Origin of the sequence: Ferrovibrio sp. (assembly GCF_025869515.1) — a bacterium.
In the GTDB taxonomy this organism is placed as follows: domain Bacteria; phylum Pseudomonadota; class Alphaproteobacteria; order Ferrovibrionales; family Ferrovibrionaceae; genus Ferrovibrio.
Genome location: NZ_JAOZVR010000102.1, coordinates 20,368 through 41,601, shown reverse-complemented (window position 1 = coordinate 41,601; position 21,234 = coordinate 20,368). Strand labels below are relative to the sequence as shown.

Sequence of the window (21,234 nt, the reverse complement as noted above, 5' to 3'; positions counted from 1 at the left end):
GATCTGTCGGCGCTGCGGGTGCTGCTGATCGGCCTGCCGCAGCAGCAGCAGGCGGCGGCGCGGCAGGCCCTGGCCGCCCTGCCGGCAGCCAGCGTGGCGACGGCGCCGAGCGTGGCCGCCGCGCAGGCCGTCGTGGCGGACATGACAGTCGACCTGGTGATGATCGACGCGCGCTGCCCCGATGGCGCGCTGACGGCTCCGTCGGTGCTCGGCATCGTCACCACTTACGCGCTGCTGGCGCCGCGCAGCCTGGTCTCGACCATCGATGCCGCGGCGCGCACGCATTTCTCCCTCGCCCTGACCTATCCGCTCAGCCTCGCCGGCCTGCGCCGCGCCGCCGGCATCGCGCTCGGGCAGATCGCGGCCGGCAGCACCGAGGCGGCCTTCCGCGCCGACATGGCCTTCGCGCCGCCCGGCCTGGAGCTGGCGCGTGCCGCCAATGCCGTGATCCTGGTGGCGGAAGACAACGCCACCAACCGCCTGGTGATCCACCAGCTGCTGGCGCGCATGGGCTATGCCTGCGAGGTCGCCGATAACGGCGCCGCGGCGCTGGCGCTGTATGAACGCCACCCCTATGGCCTTTTGCTGACCGATTTCCACATGCCGGAAATGGACGGGTTCGAACTCACCGCGCGCATCCGCGCCATCGAGGCCGGATCGCCGACGCCGGGCCGGCCGCGCCTGCCGGTCATCGCGCTGACCGCCGATGCCCTGACCGGCACCGAGCAGCTCTGCCTCGATGCCGGCATGGACGGCTATCTGACCAAGCCGGTCAATTCCCGCGCCCTGGCCGCGATGCTGGCGCAATGGCTGCCGCAGGCGCTGCCGCTGCGCCGCCCGGCCCAGGCCGAACCCGGCGCGGCCGCGAACGATCCGGACTGGGACCGCGACATCTTCGACCCGACGCCGCTGACCGAGGCCTTCGGCGGCTTCGATGCCACCGCGCGACAGCTGCTGCAGGAATTCGTCGTCGATGCGGCCGGGCGGATCGCCGCCATCGAAGCGATGGCCGGCACGGCCAGGGCGGCCGAGCTGCGCGGCCAGGTGCATATCCTGAAAGGCGCGGCCCGCTCGGTGGGGGCGCGACGGCTCGGCACCATCGCCAGCGACCTGCAGGATGCCTGCGATGCCGGGGATGACGAAACAATCGTCCTGCTGGCCGGGATTCTGGTGCCCTGCCTCGACGAGCTGCGGCTGGCGCTGCCCCTGATTCTGAACTCCGACGGTGCCACGACATGATCGACGACAGCGCACGCTACAGGGATCTGCGCATCCTGGTGGTGGAGGATGAATCCTTCGCGCGCCGCATCATCACCGGCCTGCTGCGGCAGATCGGCTTCACCCTGATCGAGGAGGCGATCGACGGCGAGAAGGGATTCCGCGAGGTGATCCGGACGCGGCCGCAGCTGGTGCTGTGCGATGTGCATATGGAGCCGGTCGACGGCCTCGGCTTCCTCAGCCAGCTGCGCGAATTCGCCGGCGTCGAGATCGCCGCCACGCCGGTGATCTTCCTCACCGCCGACAAGCAGCAGGAAACCGTGATCTCGGCCAAGCAGCTCAAGGTCGACGGCTACCTGGTCAAGCCGGTCTCGCTGGCGGCGCTGAAGCAGCGGCTCGACGCCGTGCTGAAATTCCATAACCTGATCTGACGCGGCGGGCGCCGCCGGGCCGTACCCGGTGAAGACGGAACCGAACATGGTCGTCGAGTCTTACTCGCGCTAAGCGCTCCGGTTCAGTACGAAACAACGAAGGCCGCTCGCAAGAGCGTCCTTTTTAGTTATAAAATTAAAAAGGCTATTTCAAAAAAAGACTCAATTGGGGTACCCATGTCTGAAATCGGCGACCAAGTTCCCACCATTTTTCACTATTGCAGTGCCGCTGCTTTCAAATCCATCATTGAGAGTAAGTCGCTATGGTTGACCGACCTACACCAAACCAACGATGCAAGAGAAGGTAGAGAGGTTACCGAAGCAGTCGTCGATTTGCTTAGAGAAATGAAAGTGGAGGAATACCAAATTAAACGTTGGAGAGAAACCTACGATTCTTCGTACGACCTCTGTCAAGGATATGGGTTCTGCCTATCAGAAGATGGGGATTTGCTTAGTCAGTGGCGTGGATATGCTGATGACGGACATGGTTTCGCAATAGGCTTTAATGGGAATCTATTGCGAGATATTGCGAAGAAGCGAACCAGTAGTGCGGAAGGCTTCCCATTATATAGCCTCCAGCAGGTAGAATACGAACGCCACATCCAGAAGAACAGCCTTAAAAACGAAGCTGAGGTCATTCGAAATTGCGTCACTGATGGCGCATTAAATCACCATCGCATTCCAAGTTTACTGTCATTTGAATCGGACGAAGAGACAAAAATAAAACAAGAAAAGGCATGGCATACTCTTTCCATGGTTCACTTCGTTCTAAGTTACATAAGGCGCTTTGGTATTAAGCATTCATCATTTAAGGAAGAAAAAGAATGGCGCTTATTTGCTGCTCATCTCAATACTGACAGCGGATTCTCTGAGGCAGTGACGGGTGTTTTAAATTTTCTTCCACGCAGGCACTCTCTTGTGCCTTATCTAAAGTTCGAAATTGATCCTGAAGCACTGTTTACAAAAATAGTACTGGGGCCACGAAATCGTATTCCCTCGATGGCATTGAAGTCTTTTTTGCGCAAAAACCGCTTATTAAATATACAGGTTGATAAATCTGTTGCTCCGTATTTATAAATGAAAACTGCGATTATCGTAGGGGGATGATATTTTCCCCAAAGACATCAAAGGCCGCTCGCATGAGCGGCCTTTGATGTCTTTGACTTTGTTGCCGGCGCGCTTTACTCCGCCGCCTGCCTGATGCTGGCCATCGCCTGCTGCGATACAGCCTGGGCATCCTCGCTCTGCCAGCGCAGCGCGATATCCTTCAGCGCATCCAGCATCGGATTGAGCTCGGCGCCGCGCGACGCCAGGCTGTAGGTCACCTGCGGCGGAATCGTCGCCTGGTAGTCGCGATGCACCAGGCGGGCCTCTTCCAGCATGCGCAGCCGCTCGGTCAGCACCTTGGCCGAGATGCCACCGACCTCGCGCTTCAGCTCGCCGAAGCGGCGCGGCCCCTGGGTGCGCAGCACATAGAGGATGTAGGTGGTCCACGGCCCCATCAGCAGCCGCAGCACGGCATCGACCGGGCATTCGTGGCGCTCGCCGCCCGGGCCTGGGGCAGCAGTCTTGGGCAGGGACGCGGACGTGACCATGGGAAGCTCCGGTTCAGAATCTGCACTGGTTACTTTTAAGTACCTACTTTACTCAGGAAATCAAGGGGACATATTCATAGTCACCTGAAGTAACTGACTTGCTTCAGGTTATCTAATTCTTTCCTGAACGAACAAGGACTTAGCGAAAATGACCCAGGTAGCGATCGTTTATCACAGCGGCTTTGGCCATACCCAGAAACAGGCGGAAGCCGTGGCGGCGGGCGTCGCCGCCGGTGGCGCGAAGGCCATCCTGGTGCCGGTGGCCGAGGCCGAGGCGCGGATCGCCGAGATCAATGCCGCCGATGCCATCGTCTTCGGCGCGCCCACCTATATGGGCAGCGCCTCGGCGCCGATGAAGACCTTCATGGATTACACCGGGCAGATCTGGTACGGCCGCGGCTGGAAGGACAAGCTTGCCGCCGGCTTCACCAATTCGGCCTCGCAGTCCGGCGACAAGCTCAGCACGCTGCAGCAGTTCGCCGTCTTCGCCGCCCAGCATGCGATGATCTGGGTCGGCCTCGACCTGCTGCCGGGCAACAACAATTCCAAGGGCAGCGTCAACGACCTCAATCGCCTGGGCAGCTTCCTCGGCGCCATGGCGCAGTCGAACAACGACCAGGGGCCGGAGGACGGCCCGATCGCCAGCGACCTGAAGACCGCCGAGCATCTGGGCCGGCGCGTCGCCACGCTGACCCGGCAGTTCGCCGCCGCGAAGCAGCGCGAGCTGGTCGACGCGTAAAGTCTCCGAAAGTACGAAAGCCGGCTGCAGCCCTGCAGCCGGCTTTTTTTATGCCTGCCGCATTCAGGCCCGCATCAAGCCTGGGCGGGATTCAGCGCGTCGCCGGGATAGGGATTGGAGACGCGCGCCACCTTGCCGTCGCGAATCTCGAAGACCGCGCCGGCCGGGCGCGCATAGCGCTGGCCTTCCGCCTCGGGCAGGCCGGCGTCGGTTTCGAGATAGACGCCGAGCAGGGTGAATTCGGCCGTCGCGCCGCTGCCGTCCGGGCTGGCCATGACGAAGAGATCGACCACCTTCTGCTCGTAGCAGCGCGTGGTGCGGTCGAGGAAGGCGCGGAAGGCGGGCTTGCCGGTCTCGCGCGCGGTGCGGCCGTCATCCTGGCCGATCTCATGCACCACATCGTCGGTCAGCAGATCGAGAAAGCCTTCCGTATCGCGCGCATTGAAGGCGTCGAAATAGCGCTGGATCAGCGTATCGGCGGCGATATCGGTCATCGGACGGAACTATCGGAGAAATCGGCCGGCATCGCAACAGCGGAATGCATACGGGAGTAAGCAGCGGCGCCGAAGAATTGTGAATCCGATTTTCGTGATCGCGATGTGGTGGCAGACTGCAGCAGCAACGGGGTCGGGGGACACCAGGATGGGCAATCGCGCGGACCGTGAGCCGGCCAGTCCAGCCATTCCACTGGATACATTGCGCAAGGCGATCGACGACAACGCCAAGCTGGTCCGTACGATCTATACCGCATTTATGGGCTTCTGCCTCTACGTTGCTGTGCTGGCCGGATCGACGACGCATGAACAGCTGCTGAGTGACAAGGCGCCCAAGATTCCATTGCTCGATATCGAGCTGCCCATCGTCGGCATCTATCTCGTCACGCCGCTTCTGCTGCTTCTGTTCCATTTTGATCTACTGCTGCAGATGTATTTCCTCGCCCGCACCAGCTGGCAGTTCAAGGACAGGCTGGACCAGGAGCGGCTGCCAAATGAGATGGAAGTCGACCATCTCGACATGCTGAATTCATCGCCCTTCGTATATATGCTGATCGGCGAGCATTTCGGCAGCACGGTGCGCTTCCTGATCAGGACGATGATCGGGCTTACCGTCTTCTGCGCACCCCTGATCGTGCTGCTCAGCCTGCAGGGCGCTTTTCTGCCTTACCACCATCCCTGGCTGCACGATCTGCATATTGCAGTCATTATTGCCGACTGCATCATCGTGCTCTTCTTCTGGCACCTCTACTATCAACCGCCGAAACATGCGACTCCGGACACGGAATCATCGCAGGGGGAGCACCGATCCACCTTCTCGGAAATTCGCAGCTACTGGAAATCCGACAATAAAAGAGCCTGGAAAATTCTTGGCCAAGGCCTCGTGCCGTCAATGCCCGATATCGGCTGGATCGTGCTGATCTGGTGGATAACCTTGGCCTTTGTAAGCGCATTCTCGATCAAGCCCACGATCATTTGGCAGGCCCTCATGCTGGCCGGCATATGGCTGGCGGCGACCTTGGTAACGATTTTCATGGTCGACCGTGGCCGCGGACTGGCCAGATTCGCCTTTTGCGCGATCATAGCCGCGATGGCCTTCATCGGTCCCTATCGTCCATTCGACGGCTGCGGCGATCAGTTTTTCTCTGCCATGGTGAACGATCCATTCTGGGGTGCGGCCGAAGATTCGCGCGATCACCTGACGGGAAAAAGGCCGTGGCCGATACAAAACCATTCGTGTCATTACGCAGGCATGAAACTGGCCGACATGCTCGCGTCGCAATCGCCCAAACTCGACACCCGACGAAGCGGAGCCGAGCTTCGCACAATCGCCAGCTCCTTCTATAAGAGCCTCCCCTTCATTTCCGATGTCCGGCCGGCACGCGTGATCGAATATCACGGATCATTGTTGAAGATCGCGGAAACCGAAATTCAGGATGGAGTGAAGAAAACAACCAGGAAAGAAAACCTCGGAATCGATCTGTCATCCCGCGATCTGCGCGGAGCGAATCTTTCCTCGGCTGTCCTCTACAAGGCGAATCTGCAGAACGCGAATCTTGCGACTGCGGATCTGCGGAATGCGGTCCTGCATTCCGCCAAGATGCAGGGAACGATTCTTCATCAGGCCGATATGCGGAGCACTGAGCTTCAAGGCGCAAACCTGATCAATGTGAAAGCGCATGGTGCCCAGTTAAGCGCCGCCAAACTCCATGCTGCAAACCTCACAGGTGCGCAATTCATAGGGAGCAATTTCACCAGGTCCGAGCTCTATGGTATTCATGCCGACCGGGCAGATTTTATGGCTGCCACCCTAAAAGAAGCTAAATTGCATGGCGCTGATCTTGGATCAGCCGAGTTGAGACTGGCTAATTTTTCCAACGCACAACTTTATGCTACGAAAATCCGCAGGTTCGCTGCAACCAAGATAAATCCCAACAGAATGCCGGATACAGATGTGAGCGGCCTTGCTCGCGTCAATCTTAGCGAGGCGGAAAAGGAAGCCCTCCTCGCACTGGTCCGACCGTACGATAGTACATTCTCGCTGAATGAAACCGGCCTCCGCTGTATCGAGAAAAACGCAAGTCTGTTGTTAGATCTCGGATCTCGCGAGACTTTGCTGTTATGTCCGAAGGAAGGCGAGATAGGGAGCCAGAAAGTCGATCGTTACAGCCGCCTGATTGCCGCATTTCCGCAAACCGACACCGAACAAAGCAACGATGGGATTTGCAATACGTTTGCGGTCCGTCAAATCCTATTATCTGAATTTGATGAACGCTTATTTCGTGTTCCACAGAGGTTGATCAGAATCTTTACATCGGATTCTGCTACCGGCTTGGTGTTGCGCGATTTGGTCAAGCCACTTGTCGCCGCTATCCGGGGTGCGGACACCAAAAAATGCCCAGGAGCTGTCCACTATAGGCAGCAGAATTTCCGAGAATTATCCAGCATCGAGGGGATAATTCGGTTGGCCACAGAATAGCGAGGCTATCGGCAGACATTTCCAGACCAATGCCGCCGGCCGATGAATGTCATTCCCCACCCTTCAGCTCCACCACATTGCCTTCGGGATCGGAAAGATAGATCGAAAGGCCCTCACCCCCGGCACCGTAACGATTGGCCGGCGGCTGGATGGCAATGCCATGCGATTCGAGATGCGCGGCAATCGCATCATGGTTGAACGGATCGATGCGCAGGCAGATGTGATCGACATTGCGCCGCGCGCGCTCGGGCGCCGCGTCGCCGGGCGACGCCAGCGCGCCGCTGCGATCCATGATGTCGATGAGAGCGCTGCCGGCGCGCAGGTGGGTGAGGCCGATTTTCGGCTGGTCGTGATCGACCGTGCAGCCGAGTATATCGCGGTAGAAAGCAATGAGGCGCTGCGGGTTATCCGCCCGCAGCACCACATGGTCGAGTCCGAGAATGGAGAATGGCGGCGCGACGCTCACGCCGCACTCAGGCGTCCTGGGTGGCGACGCCCTTCTCGGTGAGATAGGTCTGCAGCTCGCCGTTCTGGTACATCTCTTTCACGATGTCGCAGCCGCCGACGAATTCGCCCTTCACGTAAAGCTGCGGGAAGGTCGGCCAGTCGGAGAATTCCTTCAGATGGGTGCGGATCGCCGGATCGGCCAGGATGTCGATGCCTTTGAACTTCAGGCCGAGGCGCGACAGCACCTGCACGGTGACGGCGGAGAAGCCGCATTGCGGGAAGACCGGCGTGCCCTTCATGAACAGCACGACATCGTTGCCGGAAAGCTCCTCACGGATGCGCTCGAAAGTCTGTTCCTTCTCGCTCATGGCGATCGTCCTCTGGTCGTAAGTTAAGGGGTTTGCGTGGTGAGCTGCAGGGCATGCAGCTGGCCGCCCATGCGGCCCTTGAGCGCAGCATAAACCATCTGGTGCTGCTGCACCCGGGTCTTGCCGGCGAAGGCGGCCGACACCACGGTGGCGGCGTAATGGTCGCCGTCGCCGCGCAGGTCGTCGATGCGCACCTGGGCGTCGGGCAGCGCGGCCTTGATCATGGTCTCGATTTCGCTGGCGTCCATTGCCATCTGTCAGCGTCCTTTTTGACTGGTTTTTCTTTACTTGCCAGCCATATAGCCCGGCAGCCAGCCCTCATGGGCCGACTTCAGCGCCGCCACCGATATGGTGCCGAGACCCTGGAAGGTCAACGCATCGCCGCCGGTGAGGCCGAGTTTCATGATCGGCGCGCCGGCGGCCTCGACCGCCGCGATCACCGCTTCGGCCTGTTCGGCCGGGCAGGTGAGCAGATACCGCGCCTGGTCCTCGCCGAAGCCGATCTCGAAAGCATCGCCGGACGGCAGCGTCACCTCGGCGCCGAAGCCGGCCGCCATGGCCATTTCGGCCAGCGCCACCGCCAGGCCGCCGTCGGAACAGTCATGCACGGCCGAGACCATGCCCTTGCCGATCAGCAGGCGGACGGCATCGCCGTTGGTGCGTTCGGCCTTGAGGTCGACGGAAGGAGGAGGTCCGGCTTCCTGGCCGCAGATGTCGCGCAGGTAAACCGACTGGCCGAGATGACCGTTGGTCCGGCCGACCAGCAGAATGGCCTCGCCCGGCAGCTTGAAGGCCAGCGTCGCCATGGTGGCGACATCGTCGAGCACGCCGACGCCGCCGATGGCGGGCGTCGGCAGGATGCCCTTGCCGTTGGTCTCGTTGTAGAGCGACACGTTGCCCGAGACGACCGGATAGTCGAGCGCCAGGCAGGCCGCGCGGATGCCTTCGACGGCACCGACGAACTGCCCCATGATATCGGGGCGTTCCGGATTGCCGAAATTCATGTTGTCGGTGATCGCCAGCGGACGCGCGCCGACAGCGGTGATGTTGCGCCAGGTTTCGGCCACCGCCTGCTTGCCGCCCTCGACCGGATCGGCAAAGACGTAACGCGGCGTGCAGTCGGTGGTCATCGCCAGCGCCTTGGTCGGATGGCCCTCGACGCGCACCACGGCGGCGTCGCCACCGGGGATCTGCGCGGTGTCGCCGCGCACCAGGTGGTCGTACTGTTCCCAGATCCAGCGGCGCGAAGCCATGTCGGGCGCACCGATCAGCCTGCCGAGCGCCTCGACGAACGGCAGCGGATGGTTGACGCGGCCGAGCGGCTTCTGCGGCGGCGTCTTCACCCACGGTCGATCATACTCAGGCGACGCCGCCGCCAGCGGATCGATCGGCAGATCGCCGACCTGTTCGCCGTTGAAGCGCAGCACCATGCGGCCGGTATCGGTGAGATGGCCGATGACGGCGAAATCGAGTTCCCACTTTTTGAAGATCGCCTCGGCCTGCGGCTCGCTGCCGGGCTTGAGGATGATCAGCATGCGCTCCTGGCTTTCGGAGAGCATGAATTCGAACGGCGTCATGCCGGTTTCGCGCGCCGGCACCTTGTCGAGGTCGATGACGATGCCCATGCCGCCTTTTGAGGCCATCTCAAACGACGACGAGGTGAGGCCGGCGGCGCCCATATCCTGGATGGCGACGATGGCATCGGTGTTCATCAGTTCGAGGCAGGCCTCGATCAGCAGCTTTTCGGTGAAGGGGTCGCCGACCTGAACCGTAGGCCGCTTCTCTTCCGAATCGTCGGTGAACTCGGCCGAGGCCATGGTGGCGCCATGGATGCCGTCGCGGCCGGTCTTGGAACCGACATAGACGACCGGGTTGCCCAGGCCCGCAGCGGCCGAATAGAAAATCTTGTCCTGTTTCGCCAGACCCACGGTCATGGCATTGACCAGGATGTTGCCGTTGTAGCTGGGGTGGAAATTCACCTCGCCGCCCACGGTGGGCACGCCGACGCAGTTGCCGTAACCGCCGATGCCATGCACCACGCCCGAGACCAGATGGCGGGTCCTGGCATGCTCGGGCGCGCCGAAGCGCAGCGCGTTGAGATTGGCGATCGGCCGCGCGCCCATGGTGAAGACATCGCGCAGGATGCCGCCGACGCCCGTCGCCGCGCCCTGGTAGGGTTCGATGAAGGAGGGATGGTTGTGGCTTTCCATCTTGAAGATGGCGGCGTCGCCGTCGCCGATATCGATCACGCCGGCATTCTCGCCCGGGCCGCAGATCACCCAGGGCGCCTTGGTCGGCAGGGTCTTGAGCCACTTCTTCGACGACTTGTAGGAGCAGTGCTCCGACCACATCACCGAGAAGATGCCGAGTTCGACAGTGTTGGGCACGCGGCCCATGATCTGCAGCACCAGATCGTATTCGGCCTTGCTCAGGCCCATCAGATCCTTGGGGTACTGCACGGCTTTTTTGACTTCACTCACGCCAGGCTCTCCGCAATGCTCTCGAACAGGCCGTAGCCATCCATGCCGCCGCAGACCGGGTCGGTGGCGTTTTCCGGATGCGGCATCAGGCCGAGCACCGTCTTCTTCGCGTTGTAGATGCCGGCGATATTCGACACCGACCCATTCAGGTTGGTCTCCGGCGCGACCGTGCCGAGCGGGTCGGCATAGCGGAAGGCGATGCGGTCCTCGTCTTCCAGCTTTTTCACGCTGTCGGCATCCAGCGTGTAGTTGCCGTCGTGATGCGCCACCGGCACGCGGATCGTCTGGCCCTTGCGGTATTTCCTGGTGAATTCGCTCGCCGTGGTCTCGATGCGCAGGTTGACCTCCCTGCAGATGAACTGCAGGCCGGCATTGGTCATCAGCGCGCCGGGCAGCAGGCCCGCTTCACACGCAATCTGAAAGCCGTTGCACACCGCCAGCACGCGGGTGCCGCTGTCGGCGCGCTTCTTCACCTCGCGCATGATCGGCGAATTCGCCGCCATGGCACCGCAGCGCAGATAGTCGCCGTAGGAAAAACCGCCGGGCAGCACGATCAGGTCGATATCCTTCGGCAGCTCGCTGTCGCCATGCCAGACATCCAGCGGCGCCTTGCCGCCATTGGCCTTGGTCAGCGCCATGCGCATGTCGCGCTCGCGGTTCGATCCGGGGAAGGTGATGAGGGCGGCTTTCATGTCAGCCTTTCACTCCTGAGAGATCACCAAAAAACACGCCGTCATGGCCGGGCTTGACCCGGCCATCCACGTGGCAGGATTCCGTCCAGAAATAAGACGTGGATGCCCGGATCAAGTCCGGGCATGACGATTTATGTTGAACGAGCATCACCTCGTTCAGCCCACCAGTTCGACCGAGTAGTTCTCGATCACCATGTTGGCGAGCAGCTTCTGCGCCATGTCCTTCACGGCGGCCTCGATCTCGGGCTTCGGCTTCGCCGCCAGCGCGCCGGTCAGTTCCAGCTCGATCAGCTTGCCCTGGCGCACTTCGCCGATATCGGCGAAGCCTAAGCTGTGCAATGCCTGGCCGATGGCGCGGCCCTGCGGATCGAGCACACCGTTCTTGAGGGAAACATGCACGCGGGCTTTCATCGTCTCTGCAATCCTTCTTCAAATGACAGCGGCGGCCCTTGCTGTGGCCGCCGCGGTATTCTCACGGCGCTTTGCTGGCGCCTCACTGCATGGTGTCGGGACCCTTGATGTCGCGCGGGCCGCCTTCGGGGAGAATCCCGAGCCGCCGCGCCACTTCCTGGTAGGCCTCGGCGACATTGCCGAGATCGCGGCGGAAGCGGTCCTTGTCCATTTTCTCGTTGGTCTTCAGATCCCACAGACGCGCCGAGTCCGGGCTGATCTCGTCGGCCAGGATGATGCGCATCTCGTCATTCTGCCACCAGCGGCCGAATTCCAGCTTGAAGTCGACCAGGCGGATGCCGATGCCGAGGAACAGGCCCGACAGGAAATCGTTGATGCGCAATGCCAGATGCATCAGCTCGTCGATTTCCTGCGGATTGGCCCAGCCGAAGCAGGTGATGTGCTCTTCCGAGACCAGCGGATCGCCCAGCTCGTCGTTCTTGTAATAGAATTCGACGATGCTGCGCGGCAGCATGGTGCCCTCGGCGACGCCGAGGCGGGTGGCCAGCGAGCCGGCGGCGACATTGCGCACGACGACCTCGAGCGGCACGATCTCGACTTCCTTGATCAGCTGCTCGCGCATGTTGAGCCGGCGCACGAAATGCGTCGGGATGCCGACCTCGCCCAAGCGGGTCATCAGGTATTCGGAAATCCGGTTGTTCAGGACACCCTTGCCGGTGATGGTGCCCTTCTTCTTGTTGTTGAACGCCGTGGCGTCGTCTTTGAAATACTGCACCAGAGTGCCCGGCTCGGGACCCTCGAAGAGGACCTTCGCCTTGCCCTCGTAAACCTGTCTGCGGCGCGTCATGGCACACCTGTCCGGCTGTAGGGAAAGCTCGCGCCCTAGATAGCGCAAGGGGCCTCGCGCCGCAATCCGCCCAAGACCATTATCCGGCGGAAAACAGCCCCGGCGCAGACAGTCTTATGGCGCGGTTTTCCGTCATAAATGTCAAACAGGCCGGAGACTTGCGGGCAGGGCCGCCGCACCCCTATATATCGGACACGCTGATCCAAGATTGCACGAGGCCCGGATGACCACCTTCGACGACCGCAAGGATGCCTTCGAGAAGAAGCATGCCCATGACGAGGAGCTTGCCTTCAAGGCCACCGCGCGGCGCAACAAGCTGCTCGGCCTGTGGGTGGCGGAGCAGATCGGCCTCTCCGGCGAGGCCGCCGATGCCTATGCCAAGGAGGTCGTGGCGGCCGATTTCGAGGAAGCCGGCGACGCCGACGTGATCCGCAAGGTGCAGGCCGACCTGAAGGCCAAGAACGTGGACATTTCCGACCATCGCCTGGCCGCCAAGCTGGCCGAGCTGATGGACGTGGCGAAGAAGCAGATCGCCGGCTAAATATCTGAAATTCCTTGACTAACTGACGCTGGCGGCGCTCAGATACGGCGCGGCTTGTCCTGCGCCGTTTCTCAGCCCGGCTTCGCCTCCGGTCTGTGCGCCAGCCACAATCCCGTGAGCAGCACGACCAGGCCGAGCAGCAGCGGCAGCGTCACCGGCTCGGCCAGCAGCCAGGCGCCGAGCAAAGCCGCCGTCACCGGGCTTAAACCGAGAAACACCGTGACCCGCGTCGGCGAGGCATGGCGCAGCGCCCAGAGCCAGCCGTAATAGCCGATGCCGCTGCTGATGCCGATGAAGATCACCGCCGCCCAGCCGGTCGGGCTGTAGCCCGACCATTGCGTCCACACCCCCTCCCAGGTGGCCAGGAGGGCGAGGAAGCCGACGCTGGCCAGCATGGCGAAGGCGCCGATGCTGAGCGTGGGATAGCGCTGCAGGTAAGGACGATAGAGCACGCTGCACAATGCGCCGCAGAAGGCGGCCAGCAGCACGATGGCCTCACCGATCCAGTGCTCGGCGCTGGAGGCATCGAAGACCTTCTCGCCCAGCGCCAGGCCAACGCCGGCCATGGTGAGCAGCACGCCCACGGTTTTCACCGCGGTGAGTTTTTCGCGGCCGAGCAGGGCGGCGATCACCATGGTCATCAGCGGGAAACTGGCGAACAGCAGGGCGACGCGCGCCGCCGTGATATAGGACAGGCCGTAATTGATCAGCGCGATCAGGATGCCGAACTGCACGATGCCGAGCCCGGCAATCGGCAGGATGTCGCGGCGCGCGAAACGCAGCGGAATTTTCTGGATATACAGCACCGGCAGCAGGCAGAGCGCGCCGATGGCATAGCGGAACATCGCCAGCGTGGCCGGGCCGCTTTCGCCCACCACATAGCGGGTGGCGACCAGCGCCAGGCCGACCTGCACGCCGACGGCGGCGGCGACCGCCACCGGCTGCCAGCTTTTCACAGTTTCAGCTCCCAGGTTTCGCCGGTCAGGTCATGGCCGAAACTGCGATGTTTCTCGCTTTTCACCAGCCGGAAGCCGGCCTTCACATAGATGGCGCGCGCCGCCAGCAGGATACTGTTGGTCCACAGCGTGATCCTGCGATAGCCTTTTTCACGGGCGAAATCGATGCAGGCCTGCACCAGCGCCGTGCCGACGCCGAGGCCGCGTGCCTGCGGATCGACGATCAGCACGCGCAGCTTGGCCACCGTGGCGCTGTTGCGGATCAGCAGGACGCAGCCGACGCGGGTGCCATCGGGCCGTTCGGCGATCCAGGCACGCTCGCAGGCCGGATCGAAATGGCGCAGGAACTGCGCGCCGACCTCGGCCGCCAGCGCCTCGAAGCTGCTGTCCCAGCCGTATTCCTCGGCATAGATTTCGGCATGGCGCTGCACCATCCAGCCGATATCGCCGGGCCGGTGCGGCCGCAGCGTGAAAGCCGGCTCTGCCTGCGGCGTCTCGCCCAGCAGCCGCGTGACGGTCTCCAGCGCCGCGGTCAGCTGCGCGCGGCCGGCCGGCGGCAGGCGCTGCAGCAGCGGACGCAGCACGCGGCGCGACACCTCTTCCTGCGGCGCGAAGGCGCGGCGGCCGGCCGCGGTGAGGGCGAGCAGGCTCTGGCGCGCGTCTTCCTTCGCCGCCCTGCGCGCCACCAGTCCCTGCTTCTCGAAACCGCGCAGCATGCGGCTGAGATAACCGGCATCGAGACCGAGATCGCGCACCAGATCAGACGCCGTGACCCGCTCGCGATGCGCAAGCTCGTAGAGCACGCGGGTCTCGGTCAGCGAAAACGGATCGTAGAGCCGGCTGCCTTCGAGCAGGCCGATCCTGTGGGTATAGAAGCGGTTGAAACGCCGCACGGCCTCGACCTGGACCTCGACCGGGACCTCGACCGGTCCGGCCATGGCCGGACCGGCGGAAACGGCAGGACGCCGCCTGGCGGCAGCGGACGATCTGGACATGGTGATTTCCTCCCATGTCCATCTTGCCAAAATACTTGACTAAGTCAACTATCTACCGGCGGCGTCCAGCACCTGCGGCGGATGACCCTCGGCCTGCAGCGCGGCGAGATAGGTTTCGCGCCAATGCGCGATGGTATTGACCCGCAGCACCGCCATCATCGCCTCCCAGCGCTGGCGGCGCTCTTCCAGCGGCATGATCAGCGCGCGATGCAGGGCATCGGCGATATGTTCGGTATCGTAAGGATTCACGATCAGCGCGCCTTTCATCTCGCGCGCCGCGCCGGCAAAGCGCGACAGCACCAGCACGCCCGGATCGGCCGGATTCTGCGAGGCGACATATTCCTTGGCCACCAGGTTCATGCCGTCGCGCAATGGCGTGACCAGGCCGACCTTGGCATGGCGGTAAAAGCCGGCCAGCGAATTGCGCGCAAAGGCCTTGTTGAGATAGCGCACCGGCATCCAGTCGAATTCGGCGAATTTGCCGTTGATGCGGCCGGTGAGGCCATCGAGTTCGCTGCGCAGCTTGCGATACTGCGCCACCTCGCCGCGCGAGATCGGCGCGATCTGCATGAAGGTGACCTTGCCGCGATGTTCGGGCCGGCTGCCGAGCAGCTGGTGGAAGGCCTCGAAACGCTGCGGGATGCCCTTGGAGTAATCCAGCCGGTCGACGCCGATCACCAGGCTGCGGCCGACCAGGCTTTCGCTCAGGCGCTGGGTCTCGTCGCTGCCCGCCTCATGGGCGGCGAGCTGGGCGAAATCGGCGGTGTCGATGCCGATGGGAAAGGCGCCGACGCGCAGGTCGCGGCCGAAGGCGGAAACGCGCACATCCTCGGTGCTGGTATTGCCGATCACGGTGCCCTCGGCCTCGTGCAGGATGTATTCGGTCAGCGCCCGCACATCGCCGCGGGTCTGGAAACCGACCAGGTCGTAGGCGCAGAGATCGCGCACCAGCCGGTCATGGCCCGGCAGGGCGGCCAGCACCTCGGGCGCCGGAAACGGGATATGCATGAAAAAGCCGATGCGGTTCTGCACGCCGCGGCGGCGCAGTTCGGCGGCCAGCGGGATGAAATGGTAGTCGTGGATCCAGATGATGTCGTCGGGCCTGAGCTGCGGCACCAGCTGTTCGGCGAAACGCGCATTGACGGCGAGATAGCTTTCCCAGGCCGAGCGGCGGAATTCGATCAGGCCGAGACGGTAATGGCAGAGCGGCCACAGGATGCCGTTGGCGAAATCGAGATAGAAGCCCTTGTGCTCCTCGGGCGTGAGATCGAGCACGGCATAGTCGATGCGGCCCTGGCGGGCGCGGCGCGGCGCCGGATCGGGCGTATCGGCCACCTCGCCGCTCCAGCCGAACCACAGGCCGCCCTGCTGCTGCAGCGATTCCTTCAGCGCCACGGCCAGGCCGCCGGCGCGGCTGGCGCGTTCGCGCGGCATCGCCACCCGGTTGGAAACGATTACGAGCCGCGCCAAAACGCCTCCTCCCAGCTTTTGGACAGCCGCATCGCGCAGACGATCAAACCAACCATCGAATAGGTCTGTGGGAAATTTCCCCATAACTCACCTGTTGCCGTATCGAGGTCTTCCGAAAGCAGCCCGAGATGGTTGCGCGCGGCGAGCAGCCCTTCGAACATCTGGCGTGCCTCGTCGCGCCGCCCCACCGCCGCCAGCGCATCGACATACCAGAAGGTACAGATCGAAAAGGCGTTGTGCGGCTGGCCGAAATCATCGGGTGCGACATAGCGCATCAGATGATTGCCGCGCTTCAGCTGGCGCCCGACGGCATCGACGGTGCCGAGAAAGCGCGGATCGTCGGCCCCGACGAAGCCGATTTCCTGCAGCAGCAGCAGCGAGGCATCGAGATCCGTGCCATCGAAACTCTCGACGAAGCTGTTCAGTTCCGGATTCCAGGCGTGATCGAGGATCGCCTTGCGGATGCGTTCGGCATGGTCGCGCCAGTAACCGACCCGGGACTCCAGGCCGAGAATGCCGGCGATCCTGGCAAGCCGGCGGCAGGCCGCCCAGCACATGGCGGCGGAATGGGTATGCACGCGCGCCCGGCCGCGGAATTCCCACAATCCTGCATCTTCGGTGAGCGCCAGGGCGGCGGCCTTTTCGCCGAGGCCTTCGAGCTGTTCGAACAGCGCGATATCGCCCTGCCTGGGCAGGCGGCGGTCGAAGAACATCTGCGCCACCGCCAGCACGATGGAACCGTAGGTGTCGTTCTGCCGCTGCGCGAAGGCCGCGTTGCCGCGCCGCACCGGCCCCATGCCGCGATAGCCGCGCAGGCCCGGCAGGGTGATTTCCTCCAGCGACGCCGCCGGGTCGAGGCCGTAGACCGGCTGCAGCTCGCTGTCCGGATTGAGCGCCACTGTGGTGGTGATGTAGCGCAGGAAATCCTCCATCGTCTTGGTGGCGCCCAGACGATTGAGTGCCTGCACGACGAAATAGGCATCGCGCATCCAGCAGAAGCGGTAGTCCCAGGTGCGCGGCGTGTCGGCCGCTTCGGGGATCGAGGTGGTGAGTGCCGCGAGAATCGCGCCGGTTTCCTCATAAGCGCAGAGTTTGAGCGTGATGGCGGCGCGGATCACCGCTTCCTGCCACTCGAAAGGCACCGAGAGATAGCGCACCCATTCGATCCAGTATTCGATGGTGCGTTCCTGGAATTCGCGCGCCATGTGGGTGAGCGAGGCGGTGAAGCTCTCGTCCGGACCCAGCACCAGGGTCATCGGATGGGTGAGAGCGAATTCGCTCTCGGCATCGATGAAGGCGATCGGCGCATCGGTGGTCAGCCGCAGGGCCGCGCCCGGCGCGGTGAAACGGATATGGTTGGAACCCAGCGTGCGGCTCGGCCTGGTCACGCCGTAATCGAACAGCGGCCGGATACGCACGCGCACCACCGGCGTGCCGCTGAGCGGTTCGATGCGGCGGATCAGCATGGCCGGGCGGTAGGTGCGGTCATACTGCTTGAAGCGCGGGCAGAAATCGGTGATGCGGATGCTGGCGCCATTGGCATCGGTCAGCGTGGTGACCAGCACGGCGGTATTATCGATGTAATGCTGCGCGGTCTGCTGCAGGCCGCGCAGTTCAATGGCGAACACGCCTTCGCCTTCGACCTTCGGCTGCAGCAGATCGCAGAAGACCGGATCGCCATCCAGCCGTGGCGCACAATGCCACACGATGCGCGCCTGGCGGTCGATCAGCGCCGCGATCACCGAATTGCCGACGATGCCGAGATCGAGCGAGCTGGCTTTGGTTGCCGTGGTCCTGCTCATCCGGCGAATCCCGTTCTGATGCTGTCGGCCGGTGAAGCGGCAAAGGCGGCGAGCCAGTCGCGCACCTGCGCCGGCGTGGCGAAGCCCGGCCCCTGCGGCCGTTTCAGCGCCAGCGGACCGACCGGCAGGGCGAGGCCGCCGAGGTTTTCGACGGCATGAAAGCCGTCTTCGTCGGTGCGGTCGTCGCCGACGAAAACCGCCACGCGATCGGCGAAGGCGGGCTGGCGCATGAACAGGCCGACGGCGGTGCCCTTCGACAGGCTGGCATCCTTGATCTCCCAGACGAATTTGCCATGCAGCAGCATCAGGCCGTCGAAATCCGCCATCGCGGCGGCGAGCCGGCCGCCGATCTCGGCGCCGAAATCCTGCGCATTGCGGTAATGCACCGCGAGCGCATGACTCTTGCGTTCGATCACGATGCCGGGATGCAGGCCATTCAGCCGTGCGGCGGCTTCATGCAGGCCGGCCGGCAGCGGCACCTCGGCCACGGCCTGGGTTGCCGCGCCGGGCACCGGCCGCCATTCGCTGCCATGCTGGCCGCTGGCCGCGAGCTTCAACGGATCGAACAGTTTGTCGATGGCTGCGATGGCGCGGCCCGAGACCAGTGCGAGCGCGCCGTTCAGCCGTTGCTCGGCGGCACGCAGATCGTCGAGCAGGGCCGGCGGCACGGCGACACGGTCGGGCGATTCGGCAATATCGAGCAGCGTGCCATCGATATCGAGGAACAGCGCCCAGTTCGGCTGTGGCAATGGCGGTGGCCGCAAGGCAGCGGACTGCCCTGCTGAAAGAGAATCTGTCATCGCTCCGCTTCCCCGGCCCCGGATAGGCAGGAAAATTAATTTTCTCGGTTTTCCGAGATTACTTAGGAAGCGAAACGATGGATTGCAACCCAGGTTCCCTCAGCCGGCGCGCTGCAGGCCCCGTCCGGCTAGCTGGGCCGCGATATTGAGGAAATCCGTGAACAGCGGATTGACCAGATCGGGCCGCAGCAGCGGCGCCATATGGGTCGCACCGGCCAGATCTATATGCCGCGGAGCCGGCAGCAGGCGGCGCAGTTCGGCAATCACGCCACGCACCGCCAGCGTGGTTTCGCTGCCGCAGAGCAGCAGCACCGGCATGGTCAGGGATTTCAGGTCGTCAGCCGCGGTTCCGCCCGCCTGCAACAGCTCGCGGAATTCGCTCGCCACCGGACGCATGCAACCCGTGACATAGGCCTGCATAGGCTCGGGCATCGCCAGCAGGGCGCCGGGCCCGACCCAGTAATCGAGGAAGGCGATGGCGGCGGCACGCGCATCGCCGTTTTCCACCAGATCGATATGGCGCTGCGCCACCAGGGCGATTTCACGCCAGGCATCGCGCTGGCTGCTGTCGCGCAGCAGGCCGAAAGCCACCGGCTCATACATGGCCAGCGAGGCGATGCGCTGCGGCTGGCGGCGCGCCAGTTCCAGCGCCATGGCACCGCCATAGGAATGCCCGATCAGATGCACCGGACCATCCATGCGCTCAAGCAGAGCGGCGAGCAGGGCAACCTCATCCTCCAGCGTGGGCCTGCCGTGATCGGGCATCGGCGTTTCGCCATGACCGACCAGATCGGGCGCCACAATATGCCAGCCGCGGCCGAGCGCTGCGATCAGCGGCCGCCACTGCCGGTGCGAGGCGGCGCCGGAATGCAGCAGCATCAGGCGGGGCGCATCGCCTTCGACACAGCCATTGTCGAACCAGGACAGGCGGCCGGCGGTGGTCTCCAGCATCGGCATCGCAGCAGCTCCTAGATCTTCAGGCCGGGGATCAGGGCGGGCACGCGACGGCGGTAGTCGCGATAGCGGTCGCCGAAGGCGGCGATCAGATCGCGTTCCTCGTAGAGGATACCGACCAGGATGTAGGCGCTCATGCCGATGGCGAAGAGCAGATGCCCCGCTGACATCTGCGGCGTGGCCCAGAAGATCACCAGCCAGCCGGAATAGATCGGATGCCGCATATAGCGGTAGAGCCAGGAGGTGCGGAATTCGTCATTCGGCGGCGGCAGGCCGCGCCAGCGGCGAAACGGCTGGGCCAGGCCGAAGAGTTCGAAATGGTCGATCATGAAGGTGGCGGCGACCAGCAGCAGCCAGCCGATGCCGTAGAGCATCCAGACCAGCATGGCGTTGAAGCCGTCCTGCATCTGCCAGACCATGGCCGGCAGCGGCTGCCACAGCAGGATCAGCAGCGCCACCATGACGGATGTCGCCACCACATAGACGGCGCGCTGCAGATGCGCCGGCACGGTGGCCGACATCCACTGCTTGAAGCCCGGCCGCGCCATCACGCTGTGCTGCAGGCCGAACAGCGCGATCAGGCCGAGATCGAGGGCGCCGGCGAGCCAGGGCGACAACGCGGGAAAGATCGAGGCATCGATATGAACGGGCAGCCCCAGACCAGCAGTGAGCGGGCCGGCGATGAACAGCGCCAGCGCCGCGGTGGCAAGGCCAAAACCGAGATAGGCAAAAACGGCAAACAGCAATCCGACCATGAAGTGACTCCTTACGGTGTGCGGCAACGGAATGCGCGAGAACATATCAATGATATTGATATTATCAACATCATTGATATTACTTTTGCGTGAGCTGGCCGCGCCCGGTCCGCTCCGGTCGATGCCAGGCCGTTGCCGGTAGCCCTTTGGAATCCTTTGTGTATGCTCGACAGACGTTGCTGTTTTCCGCCCAAAAACCTCCGCTGGGACATCTGCCATGACGGCCCCGAAAAAAAGCCCGTCTTCCAGGAAAAGCCCGTCTTCCCAGAAAAGCGCTGGCCCGCGCCGGGACGTGCTCGACGCGCCACGCGGCTCGGTGGACGAGACCATTTCGCTGTTTTACCTGGGTTATCGCGCCGGCGTGGCCGGGCCGAAGCGGGTGCTCGACAAACTGGGCTTCGGCCGGCCGCATCACCGCATCCTCTATGTGGTGGCGCGCCAGCCCGGCATCGCCATCGCCAGCCTGATCGATGTACTGGAGGTCTCGCGGCAGGCCCTGCACCGGCCGCTGGGCGACCTGGTCAAGCAAGGCTATGTCGCGCAGAAGGCGGCGCCGACCAACCGCCGGCTGGCCATGCTGACGCTGACGCCCCGGGGCGCGGCGCTGGAAGCCAGGCTGACCGAGCTGCAATACCAGGCCTTCGCCATGGCCTTTGCCGCGGCCGGGCCGGAAGCCGAGCAGCAGTGGAAAGCCGTGATGCGCGCGCTGGCCCACCAGGTGCGTCCCGCCTTCACCGTATAGGCGGCGGCCCCTGCCGGT

The 21,234-nt window shown here is 63.2% G+C and carries 23 protein-coding genes; 7 read left to right on the top strand and 16 right to left on the bottom strand.

Annotated features, from left to right (window positions below; genetic code table 11):
- From OJJ21_RS17920 to OJJ21_RS17910, 3 genes are all read left to right on the top strand, one after another.
- A partial coding sequence (locus OJJ21_RS17920) for a hybrid sensor histidine kinase/response regulator (protein ID WP_297688342.1) occupies positions 1-1,239 on the top strand: 1,239 nt, incomplete at its 5' end.
- Entirely contained in the window at positions 1,236-1,649 is a 414-nt protein-coding gene (locus OJJ21_RS17915; RefSeq protein ID WP_297688341.1) for a response regulator, read from the top strand. The genes OJJ21_RS17920 and OJJ21_RS17915, both read left to right, overlap by 4 nt.
- 177 nt (positions 1,650-1,826) lie before the next feature.
- A complete protein-coding gene (locus tag OJJ21_RS17910) occupies positions 1,827-2,726 on the top strand; it encodes a DUF2971 domain-containing protein (protein WP_297688340.1) in 900 nt (299 codons plus the stop codon).
- A gap of 104 nt (positions 2,727-2,830) precedes the next feature.
- Here OJJ21_RS17910 and OJJ21_RS17905 read toward each other — a convergent pair whose 3' ends face one another.
- A complete protein-coding gene (locus OJJ21_RS17905) occupies positions 2,831-3,244 on the bottom strand; it encodes a helix-turn-helix domain-containing protein (protein WP_297688338.1) in 414 nt (137 codons plus the stop codon).
- A 148-nt stretch (positions 3,245-3,392) separates the two neighbouring features.
- Here OJJ21_RS17905 and OJJ21_RS17900 point away from each other — a divergent pair, with 148 nt between their 5' ends.
- Positions 3,393-3,983: a flavodoxin family protein gene (locus OJJ21_RS17900; RefSeq protein ID WP_297688337.1), complete on the top strand. Its 591-nt coding sequence runs from the start codon at positions 3,393-3,395 to the stop codon at positions 3,981-3,983.
- A 74-nt stretch (positions 3,984-4,057) separates the two neighbouring features.
- Here the strand turns inward: OJJ21_RS17900 and OJJ21_RS17895 are convergent, their stop codons facing one another.
- Complete coding sequence (locus OJJ21_RS17895) at positions 4,058-4,477, bottom strand: nuclear transport factor 2 family protein (RefSeq protein WP_297688335.1); 420 nt, start codon at positions 4,475-4,477, stop codon at positions 4,058-4,060.
- 148 nt (positions 4,478-4,625) lie between these two features.
- Between OJJ21_RS17895 and OJJ21_RS17890 the strand changes: the two genes are divergently transcribed.
- A complete protein-coding gene (locus tag OJJ21_RS17890) occupies positions 4,626-6,956 on the top strand; it encodes a pentapeptide repeat-containing protein (protein WP_297688333.1) in 2,331 nt (776 codons plus the stop codon).
- A gap of 49 nt (positions 6,957-7,005) precedes the next feature.
- On the opposite strand, the gene OJJ21_RS17885 is transcribed toward OJJ21_RS17890, so the two are convergent.
- The 7 genes from OJJ21_RS17885 to purC form a co-directional block, all read right to left on the bottom strand.
- Positions 7,006-7,422 carry a VOC family protein gene (locus tag OJJ21_RS17885; protein WP_297688331.1) on the bottom strand — a complete coding sequence of 139 codons (417 nt, stop codon included), beginning with the start codon at positions 7,420-7,422 and terminating at the stop codon, positions 7,006-7,008.
- A 7-nt stretch (positions 7,423-7,429) separates the two neighbouring features.
- On the bottom strand, positions 7,430-7,771 hold the full coding sequence (gene grxD / locus OJJ21_RS17880; protein WP_297688329.1) for a Grx4 family monothiol glutaredoxin: 342 nt from the start codon (positions 7,769-7,771) through the stop codon (positions 7,430-7,432).
- Between the two features lie 23 nt (positions 7,772-7,794).
- Complete coding sequence (locus OJJ21_RS17875) at positions 7,795-8,025, bottom strand: BolA family transcriptional regulator (RefSeq protein ID WP_297688327.1); 231 nt, start codon at positions 8,023-8,025, stop codon at positions 7,795-7,797.
- A 30-nt stretch (positions 8,026-8,055) separates the two neighbouring features.
- The gene (gene purL, locus OJJ21_RS17870) at positions 8,056-10,209 is read right to left on the bottom strand and encodes a phosphoribosylformylglycinamidine synthase subunit PurL (protein ID WP_297688343.1); all 2,154 of its coding nucleotides are present in this window, start codon (positions 10,207-10,209) and stop codon (positions 8,056-8,058) included.
- A gap of 38 nt (positions 10,210-10,247) precedes the next feature.
- Complete coding sequence (gene purQ, locus OJJ21_RS17865; RefSeq protein ID WP_297688325.1) at positions 10,248-10,943, bottom strand: phosphoribosylformylglycinamidine synthase subunit PurQ; 696 nt, start codon at positions 10,941-10,943, stop codon at positions 10,248-10,250.
- 156 nt (positions 10,944-11,099) lie between these two features.
- Positions 11,100-11,354 (bottom strand): phosphoribosylformylglycinamidine synthase subunit PurS, encoded by a 255-nt coding sequence (purS, locus tag OJJ21_RS17860; protein ID WP_297688324.1) that lies wholly within the window; start codon positions 11,352-11,354, stop codon positions 11,100-11,102.
- Positions 11,355-11,436: 82 nt separating this feature from the next.
- Complete coding sequence (gene purC, locus OJJ21_RS17855) at positions 11,437-12,201, bottom strand: phosphoribosylaminoimidazolesuccinocarboxamide synthase (protein ID WP_297688322.1); 765 nt, start codon at positions 12,199-12,201, stop codon at positions 11,437-11,439.
- A 223-nt stretch (positions 12,202-12,424) separates the two neighbouring features.
- Between purC and OJJ21_RS17850 the strand changes: the two genes are divergently transcribed.
- On the top strand, positions 12,425-12,742 hold the full coding sequence (locus OJJ21_RS17850; RefSeq protein WP_297688320.1) for a DUF1476 domain-containing protein: 318 nt from the start codon (positions 12,425-12,427) through the stop codon (positions 12,740-12,742).
- Between the two features lie 71 nt (positions 12,743-12,813).
- On the opposite strand, the gene OJJ21_RS17845 is transcribed toward OJJ21_RS17850, so the two are convergent.
- The 7 genes from OJJ21_RS17845 to OJJ21_RS17815 all read right to left on the bottom strand — a co-directional run bounded on the left by OJJ21_RS17845 (position 12,814) and on the right by OJJ21_RS17815 (position 20,474).
- Positions 12,814-13,698: a DMT family transporter gene (locus OJJ21_RS17845; RefSeq protein ID WP_297688318.1), complete on the bottom strand. Its 885-nt coding sequence runs from the start codon at positions 13,696-13,698 to the stop codon at positions 12,814-12,816.
- Positions 13,695-14,693 (bottom strand): helix-turn-helix domain-containing GNAT family N-acetyltransferase, encoded by a 999-nt coding sequence (locus OJJ21_RS17840; RefSeq protein WP_297688316.1) that lies wholly within the window; start codon positions 14,691-14,693, stop codon positions 13,695-13,697. Before OJJ21_RS17840 ends, OJJ21_RS17845 begins: the two co-directional genes overlap by 4 nt.
- Before the next feature lie 48 nt (positions 14,694-14,741).
- Positions 14,742-16,163 carry an alpha,alpha-trehalose-phosphate synthase (UDP-forming) gene (gene otsA / locus OJJ21_RS17835; protein WP_297688314.1) on the bottom strand — a complete coding sequence of 474 codons (1,422 nt, stop codon included), beginning with the start codon at positions 16,161-16,163 and terminating at the stop codon, positions 14,742-14,744.
- On the bottom strand, positions 16,148-17,965 hold the full coding sequence (locus OJJ21_RS17830; RefSeq protein ID WP_297688312.1) for a glycoside hydrolase family 15 protein: 1,818 nt from the start codon (positions 17,963-17,965) through the stop codon (positions 16,148-16,150). Before OJJ21_RS17830 ends, otsA begins: the two co-directional genes overlap by 16 nt.
- The gene (otsB, locus tag OJJ21_RS17825; protein ID WP_297688310.1) at positions 17,962-18,765 is read right to left on the bottom strand and encodes a trehalose-phosphatase; all 804 of its coding nucleotides are present in this window, start codon (positions 18,763-18,765) and stop codon (positions 17,962-17,964) included. Before otsB ends, OJJ21_RS17830 begins: the two co-directional genes overlap by 4 nt.
- 99 nt (positions 18,766-18,864) lie before the next feature.
- Positions 18,865-19,722 (bottom strand): alpha/beta hydrolase, encoded by an 858-nt coding sequence (locus tag OJJ21_RS17820; RefSeq protein ID WP_297688308.1) that lies wholly within the window; start codon positions 19,720-19,722, stop codon positions 18,865-18,867.
- An 11-nt stretch (positions 19,723-19,733) separates the two neighbouring features.
- Positions 19,734-20,474, bottom strand: coding sequence for an NnrU family protein (locus OJJ21_RS17815; RefSeq protein WP_297688306.1), 741 nt, complete (start codon positions 20,472-20,474; stop codon positions 19,734-19,736).
- A gap of 217 nt (positions 20,475-20,691) precedes the next feature.
- Between OJJ21_RS17815 and OJJ21_RS17810 the strand changes: the two genes are divergently transcribed.
- Positions 20,692-21,216, top strand: a complete 525-nt coding sequence (locus tag OJJ21_RS17810) for a MarR family transcriptional regulator (protein ID WP_297688304.1) — start codon at positions 20,692-20,694, stop codon at positions 21,214-21,216.
- Positions 21,217-21,234: the final 18 nt, after the last annotated feature.